The following is a 7,285-nucleotide window of genomic DNA, read 5'->3' as shown; positions in this document are numbered from 1 at the left end:
TTCATTCAAGTCTAATTCAAGTGTCATTATTACCGCCAAATAGACAATAAAAACTTGACGTTTTAGTCATGTTTTTATATAAATATAGATATAGTTTAGATGTTTACTTGTTAAACGAGAAGCAACTAAATCATTACTTGATAAAAATCTAAATCAATTGAAGGCCAAACGATCATGATGGATTATTCTTCGAGTCGAATTGTGACATCGATGCATTCTAGTATTCGCCATCTCAATATTCGCAATGTAGCTAAAATTGTAGCCTCAAAAATTATTTGTAATACGCAATTACAGTTGCAATATAATCCTGACTTTTGTCGGCAACTGGGCGTATCAACCTATCTCAACACGCACATAGGATTAGCTTATTTCATTGATGATCGCTATTTTGACCATTATGGTTTACAACCAGAAAACTTAATAAATTTTTCAGATGTCTATGCTCAATTGTTGCATGACTTTTATGAGTTTTCAGGTTATCAGCCAGATCAGCTATGATCTAGGTTGCGACGGCGTACACAGGATCAGTAAAACCAACATGCAATAGCGTAAGACGGTTAGTGCTTTTCCATTGTTTTGGGATACTAGCTCAAACTTAAAAGAATTATTTAGACTGCTGTTCATGCTGCAAGATAGAAATTTAAACTGCAGTCGTTCCATGAGCTTTTCCTCAGAGATTTCAGAAGATATAGCAATCTGCCAATATTTTTCTGAAAATAAAGAATAAATTCCTGTCAAAAATCGATTTGCTAGCCTTATATCAGCACTATTAAAGATTAATCCAGCATGTGAAATGTTAGCCTTCATTTCAAAAATATGTAGTGCATTTAAGATGTTTGCATCATCACTTTTCAATTTATTAAGCCGTTTAAAAAAATACTCTAAGACTATTTTTTCTTCCGTTGTTTCAATATACGGAAGTATACGTTGTGATTTATCAGCATCAATAATGAAGCGAGGTCGGTTCTTGCGATTTTTGAGTTGTTTGAGCCTAAGTATATTTTTTTGCCACAGCATGAGTGTCTTAATTGGAAAGTCATACTTTTGAGAAAGAAGCTCAGGTGTATAAGATTGATCTAATGCTTTGAGTATTTTTATGATCAGTGCAGACGGATATTCTGATCGAGCAGTACCATAGATGCAATCATCAGTAGGTTTTTGCTGAATTTCTTTTTTATTGATTGGCATACTTGATTGTTTATCTATGCCTAATGGTATTACATGAGTCGCTTGAAGCATTTGAGTGTCAAAACTGCTGAGGTGGATCTCTTGAGCATGTTTCAACGGCGTTATCAAAGTTGGACAGATTTTTTGAATAATTTGGGTGGAAAGCATCAGATCAAATTGACGTAATTGAAAACCTGCCATCACATAGCTGAGATGGATATAGCTTCGGAAAGTCTCGTTTGGTTGAATATGACCGAGCAGGTGCGCAATTAAATACCAGTTGTCTTGTGGTGCTTTAGAGCGTAATAGATGACTTCTGATGAGGTTGTAATGATCGTTTGAATAGTCCGTGAAGGTAGCAACAAACGTGTAGTCCATATTCAGGATTAACGCGAGATTATTTGCTGCTGTATGTCTGAGACTATGAAAAGTATAACGATGTTCTGGCAATAATGTACCGAGTATTAGTTGAAATGGAATAGTCACCATATTAGGTTTAAGGCGTTCAGTACTGTTCCACATCGTGAACAAGTATTGACTGGGCCTATAAGCACGGCGCCGTACTTGGCAGTAATGTTGAAATTTAAGATGCTCCTCTTGAGTTAGTAGAGTTTGAACGTTGAGATTGCGTTCAGCACTATCTGTTTTAAGTAAATGTTGTTGATGCTTTGCACGATATGGACGTATCCAAATTGAAGTGGCTTGAATACCTTCAACATCCTTGATTCGCATGCCGAGTATTTCATTAATCCGCATGCCCGTACGAAACGCTATCGTATATACAATACTGAGCATTTCTAAATCATGGGCTGTATAGCTTGGGCTTTTATAGTATTCAAGTCGCGCAAGTATCTGTTGGAATATTTTTGCAGAGATGATTTCGGCTTTCGGTGAGCTTAAATGAAACCTTTCATTCTGCATTGGGAACACATCAGCATCAAATATGACACGCTGAAAGTGATGAAAACGTTTTAAGAGATCAAATTTTTGTGATTTAGATTTACCGACGCCGTTTAACATACGCTTGTAGATCACTTCTAGGTGATCATTGAGATTGCATTCTTCTATAAAATCGGTGCTATGTAATAACCATGACTCGGCAAGTTTGGTGTAATAACTATAGATTGAAGAATGACGAATCTTCTGCTGTTGATTGATATAGCGTAAGTACTTGTTTTGATCGAGCTGATAAAGCTCTGTGATTTGCTTAATATCTTCTGTAGTCGGATGAAATAAGCTAAATAGCCAAAGCCCAAGCCGTTTCGCATTTTCTGGAAGATAGGCATGTTGGCTGTGCAGCAGGTTACATAGATCCGAGGTAGTCTTATGCCTATTTTTAAAGAACGTCAAAATTTGTTTATGCAAAGCAGTAAGTGCCTCAAGAGGATCTTCAGTGTGTAATTTTTCCTCTTTTACTCTGTTGTTGATATTTTGGGGCTGTGGTTCTTCAGTTTGATCGGAGTGGTCAAGTATTAGCTGAGGTGAGAGATAGCGTTTAAAAGCACTTGGACTTAAGCCACAGCTTTCTATTTCTTCAGTTAAACACTGTGCAAGCGCAGGGCTTAATTTGACCTTGTCTAGTTGCATAAATGAATGACTGGAGGTTTGTAAAAGCTCATTAAATTTCTTCTGGTTAAAAGAAAGCTCTAAGACATTAAAAACGTAACGGATATAAGTGTAACAATCGTGTTGGATATCTATTAATTGTGTCTTAAATCGAGTAATCCAGAGCTGTGTTAGCCGGTCTGGTACAAAATTTCGAGATTTCCTTAAGGTTTGTTTAGGATCATATAAATCACCATATTGCGGCGATTGAGGTTCTAGAAAGATGAGGGGTATTTGTATTTGTTGAATTTGATAAATCGGGCCTTGTTCTTTTAAATGTTCTAACAAAGCTTCTAGGCTGGAAAGATTAGAGATTCCGCCATACAGGATTGCGCAGATCAGGATATTTCCTATACTTTCATCCGCTGTAAAATCATCTGCCGTGTACCAATATCTTAAAAGCTTTTCTTTGAGCTGTACTACGAATTTTGAACCATCTAGCCACGATTCATTGAATAGTAATGGTGTGCGTTGAATAGAAACGAGATGCTGTGTGGGTAATGGTAAGTCTGTATCATTGGCACGATTGTATTGAATAATTTGTTTACGGAAATGCTGATAAAATGTGCTTTTTAAAGAATGGCTAAATTTATGTTGATTTAGATGCTGAGTCACTTGGTTAAAGAGATCGGGTATTCCTTCTGATTGCTGTGCTTGCTGTAATTGTTCGAATGATAAAAACTTACTGATGACTTCTTGAATCTGTAAGTGCTCTTTTTTCCGCTGCGTATCTCGATTTTTGGCACGGCGTTCATGTGCATAGTGTTTTTCTTTAAGCATGTTCATCCATTCCATCAATTTGGTAAGTGTGCTGCATATCATTAAGATGAGTAGCGAGGGTTCTATATTGTTGAAGAGATAGACTTGAGAATTTTTGCCCGATTTCTTGTTGGTTCTTCTCATGTCCAAACACAGCCAAAATTAATTTTTCGTCTGCTTTTTCGGTGAGATATGCACGAGCTGTATGCCTAAGCCAATTTGCATGATTGAGCTCCATAACATGAGTAAAAGAGCTTATAAGGTGAGGGCTAAGCGCTTGCCATTGTCCATGTTGATACACACTGAGGAGAGGCTTTTTACTGCTTAAAATTTCTTGAATATACGGTTGATGCTCTGGGTGTAGTTGTTTAAATTCATTTAAGTAGGTAATGAATAAGCGGATTTCCTTCACAACAAAATCACATAATGGGATTAAACGCCCATCATCTGTTCTTGAGTGAATTTCTTTATCTGAAACCCAAAGCCATTGTTTTTTTAAATCGAAATTTTTTAAGAAACCCGGGAATTCGCTGACAGGTCGAGCAGCACTGAACAATAATAAAATATGCCACAGCCAGACATTGTAATGATTGAACATCTCAAGCATTTGCCCATGGTGTTTAGCTTGAATAATCTGATGTTGTAAATATGCAAATATCGCCGTCACTGTTGCAGGTTTCGGCGCTTTACAGCTACCAAATCTTTCTCGATCATCATCAATGACATGGATTTCTTTTGCTAAATCATTTGATAGTTGTTGTACTGTACCCTGATAGCTTTGCTGCAAACGGTAGATTGGATACGAACAATATGAAATAGAAACTGATCGATTTGCATCGATGCCTGTAAGAATGTCGGCTAGTTGTTCATTTTGAGTGTAATGGTAAATACAGTGATGTAATAAAACACTTATTTTTTTAGTTGATAACGACGGAATGAAGAGTTCTTCGCGACATTTTTTTAATGCATGTGCGACCTGTTCTTGCTTCACTGTTGGCGGTTGTCTTAAACCCTCTACCAGCTCTTTGACTAAAGGCAAATCGAAATGGGTCACTTGATTCAGCAATTGATCTTTATACTCAAACTCTCTGTCTTCAAATAATGTAAATTTCGAGCGTAAAAAATATTGATCGTTTTCTAAAATCAGCTTTTGTCGTTTGTTGAGCGCATAGCGCTGTTTTGTTTGCAAATTAAGCCATTGCTCAATTGGAACACTACTGAGAAAACTCAATAGGATAAAAAGATAAGCTTTGTTTTTGTATGTGTTATTTAAGTAGTGTTGATGGCAATGTTGTACAAGTAAGCTCAAGCTATTGAGATCTGGATAATGCTTACTGCACACAAAATTGTGTTGTTGTCTAATAATGTGTTGTTGTGTCAGTTGGCTAATTTTATGTTGTAGAAAACTGGATTGAGTGGATAAAGGTGATACCTGTGCTGTATTGATGGAGTATTGCTGATTAGGCTGTTCATCCTGTAATTTTTCGTAATATAGAGCTGGATCTTCCTTTTGTGATATGTCTTGTGGATGGCATAAAATTGCGCCGTGCTCATCTAAATAATGTGGTTCATCTATATGTTTGGGTGGTGCTGAATAATTTTTTTTGGGTTTGAGTGCTAATACATAATCATAAAATCGCCTTATATCAAGCAGTAGTAAATGCTGAAAGCGGTTGAGCAGAGGATTGGCTTCTAAAAGGCGTAAATCTTTGACGAGGTCAGCTAATGGTTTTTCATCGCAAGGAAGTTGTTGCCATAGCCATAAATATTCTTGTTGATACTTACTGAGCTGTGTTTTTTGTTGCGATGCAGCATAAGCTTCATTCGCTAATCTAAATCGATCAAGTACTTTAATAATTGTTGTTTGATGGTCTTTTTTACCTGCATTTGAAATAGATTTAAGAATGCAGGCAGCATGTAAATTGTGGACTGCCCATCGCTGTATAACAGAATGCTGGGAGTGCTGTTGTACTGAATAAATATATGCACAAACAGGATGTGCTGAAACAGAAGGTGGAGCATGTAGAAACAGTGATCGCTGATTCTGCTCTATCTTATTATCGAGCTTTAATAACTGCTTCAGTTCAGGAATATCAACTGTGCGATTTAGGTATTGCTCAAGTACTTCAGCATAGTGATCGTGTATGAACTCTTGCTCCAAAAGGTGCTGAATTAATGGCTTAGTCTGCATGTTGCGCTCTCCAAAAAAGGTTTGGGCTCGGTTCAGAATGTTTGAGTGCTTCACATTTTTCAGTGAGTTGCTGGATTTTTTCGGTGTAACTAGAGTGGATTTGTTTTTGTTGATACAAGAGCTGATTACGACTACAGTCGATAAGTTTTGCGAGCAAATCGAGCGATAACTCACACCGTGGTTTTTCATCATAAAGAGCGTTTAAATCGTAAATTGCTTGTTTTGAGAGTGATGTATTGAGTGCACTTAATAAGCTATTTGGTTGGATAAGGTTAATCTTAATTTTAAGCTCAGTGATTAATTTGAATAAGTGCCAGCTCAATTGATATTCAAGCTTGGGTAAATCAATGTCGGTGAGCACAACGTAGCTTGCGTCTATACGCAAATTTTGCTTTTTGGAGGCATATACAAGCAGAAAGTTATCTAATACACAGAATTCACTCACTGAAATTGTTGAGAGACAAAGTAACTTGATGTCTGGCTGAATAATTGAAGGCAGCCGTGCCGCCCTAAATATTTGTGCATAGCAATTGTAAATTCCACTTAACGGTGGATATGGAGTAAGGATGACCTGATGTGAGTCAAACTTTGCTTTAGCGTTTTTCTTCTGACCTGATTGTTTAGATGCCATATTCATGCTCCTTATTTTTTTAATGTATATAGAGACATGCTTAAAAAGTTAATTTCAAAAAAAAGATCAAGAAAATGGTTATAAATGTGGGTGGTTTTTGATGAATTTGAATTCTTTTTAAACTAGGCTAAGGGTTTGCTTAGATAGATTTTTTTATTTAAGTTATTGATTCTTTGTTTTTGAATGTGGCTGGTTTAACTGTGTTTTGTATTTTTTTTCAATAGGATTAAGGTCAGGACTATAAGGTGGTAACCAAAGTATTTGATGCCCATGTTGGGCTAATAGATCTTGTATATCTTGTCGTTTATGGAAGGCTGCATTGTCCATGACAATTACACTATTCGAGGGTAATTCTGGTAATAAAAACTTATCTACCCAAAAATGAAATACATCCGAATTTACTTTGCTATCAAATAAACCAACTGCAAATAATTTACCCTCATGGATTGCTCCTATTGCATTGGTTTGATTTTTTAATTGCCAATTATATGTTCCATAACAAGGATTTCCCTGTTTTGAATAACCATGAGGTCTATGTTCATGAGATTTAAATCCACTTTCATCAAGATAGATGATCGGGTGTTGATACCTTAATCGGTTTAAATCTTTTAAATACTGCTCTCTGAGTTCTGTTTTTGCTTTCGGGTGCAGTAAGGTCTTTTTTTAACTGTGATATTTAGACGCTTGAGCGCATCTCCAATTGTAGAAGTACCACAACCAAAACGAGCAGCGCGTTCATATTGATAATCATCAGGATATTGTTCAACATCTGCACGTAAGGCATCATCATCAACTTTAGATGGTTTTCTTGGTCGAGTTCATTTTATTTCGATTCGCTTTTTCCATTCGACAATTGTATTTTTATCAATTTCGAAGTGCTGAGCAACCGCTCGAATAGATTGGCCTTCTTCAAGCTTGGCTAATATTTTCTT

Annotated in this window: 5 protein-coding genes and 1 pseudogene; 1 reads left to right on the top strand and 5 read right to left on the bottom strand. The window is 36.5% G+C overall.

Annotation, left to right across the window (positions count from 1 at the left end):
- Positions 1-174: 174 nt before the first annotated feature.
- Entirely contained in the window at positions 175-498 is a 324-nt protein-coding gene (locus tag B4J23_RS07695; RefSeq protein ID WP_262466602.1) for a WbqC family protein, read from the top strand.
- Here B4J23_RS07695 and B4J23_RS07690 read toward each other — a convergent pair.
- The 5 genes and pseudogenes from B4J23_RS07690 to B4J23_RS07675 form a co-directional block, all read right to left on the bottom strand.
- Positions 493-3,552, bottom strand: coding sequence for a tyrosine-type recombinase/integrase (locus tag B4J23_RS07690; protein WP_291359764.1), 3,060 nt, complete (start codon positions 3,550-3,552; stop codon positions 493-495). The two genes, B4J23_RS07695 and B4J23_RS07690, sit on opposite strands and share 6 nt — an antisense overlap.
- Positions 3,545-5,722: a hypothetical protein gene (locus B4J23_RS07685; RefSeq protein WP_262466600.1), complete on the bottom strand. Its 2,178-nt coding sequence runs from the start codon at positions 5,720-5,722 to the stop codon at positions 3,545-3,547. Before B4J23_RS07685 ends, B4J23_RS07690 begins: the two co-directional genes overlap by 8 nt.
- Positions 5,712-6,353, bottom strand: a complete 642-nt coding sequence (locus tag B4J23_RS07680) for a hypothetical protein (RefSeq protein ID WP_262466599.1) — start codon at positions 6,351-6,353, stop codon at positions 5,712-5,714. Before B4J23_RS07680 ends, B4J23_RS07685 begins: the two co-directional genes overlap by 11 nt.
- A gap of 162 nt (positions 6,354-6,515) precedes the next feature.
- Entirely contained in the window at positions 6,516-7,004 is a 489-nt protein-coding gene (locus B4J23_RS14400; protein WP_392390030.1) for an IS630 family transposase, read from the bottom strand.
- A pseudogene (locus B4J23_RS07675) lies at positions 6,962-7,285 on the bottom strand (IS630 transposase-related protein); the annotation flags it as partial. The pseudogene B4J23_RS07675 and the gene B4J23_RS14400, both read right to left, overlap by 43 nt.

It is taken from the genome of Acinetobacter sp. UBA3025 (genome assembly GCF_002367915.1).
In the GTDB taxonomy this organism is placed as follows: domain Bacteria; phylum Pseudomonadota; class Gammaproteobacteria; order Pseudomonadales; family Moraxellaceae; genus Acinetobacter.
Note: the sequence above shows the minus strand (reverse complement) of the source record. Positions and strands in the feature narration are given on the sequence as shown.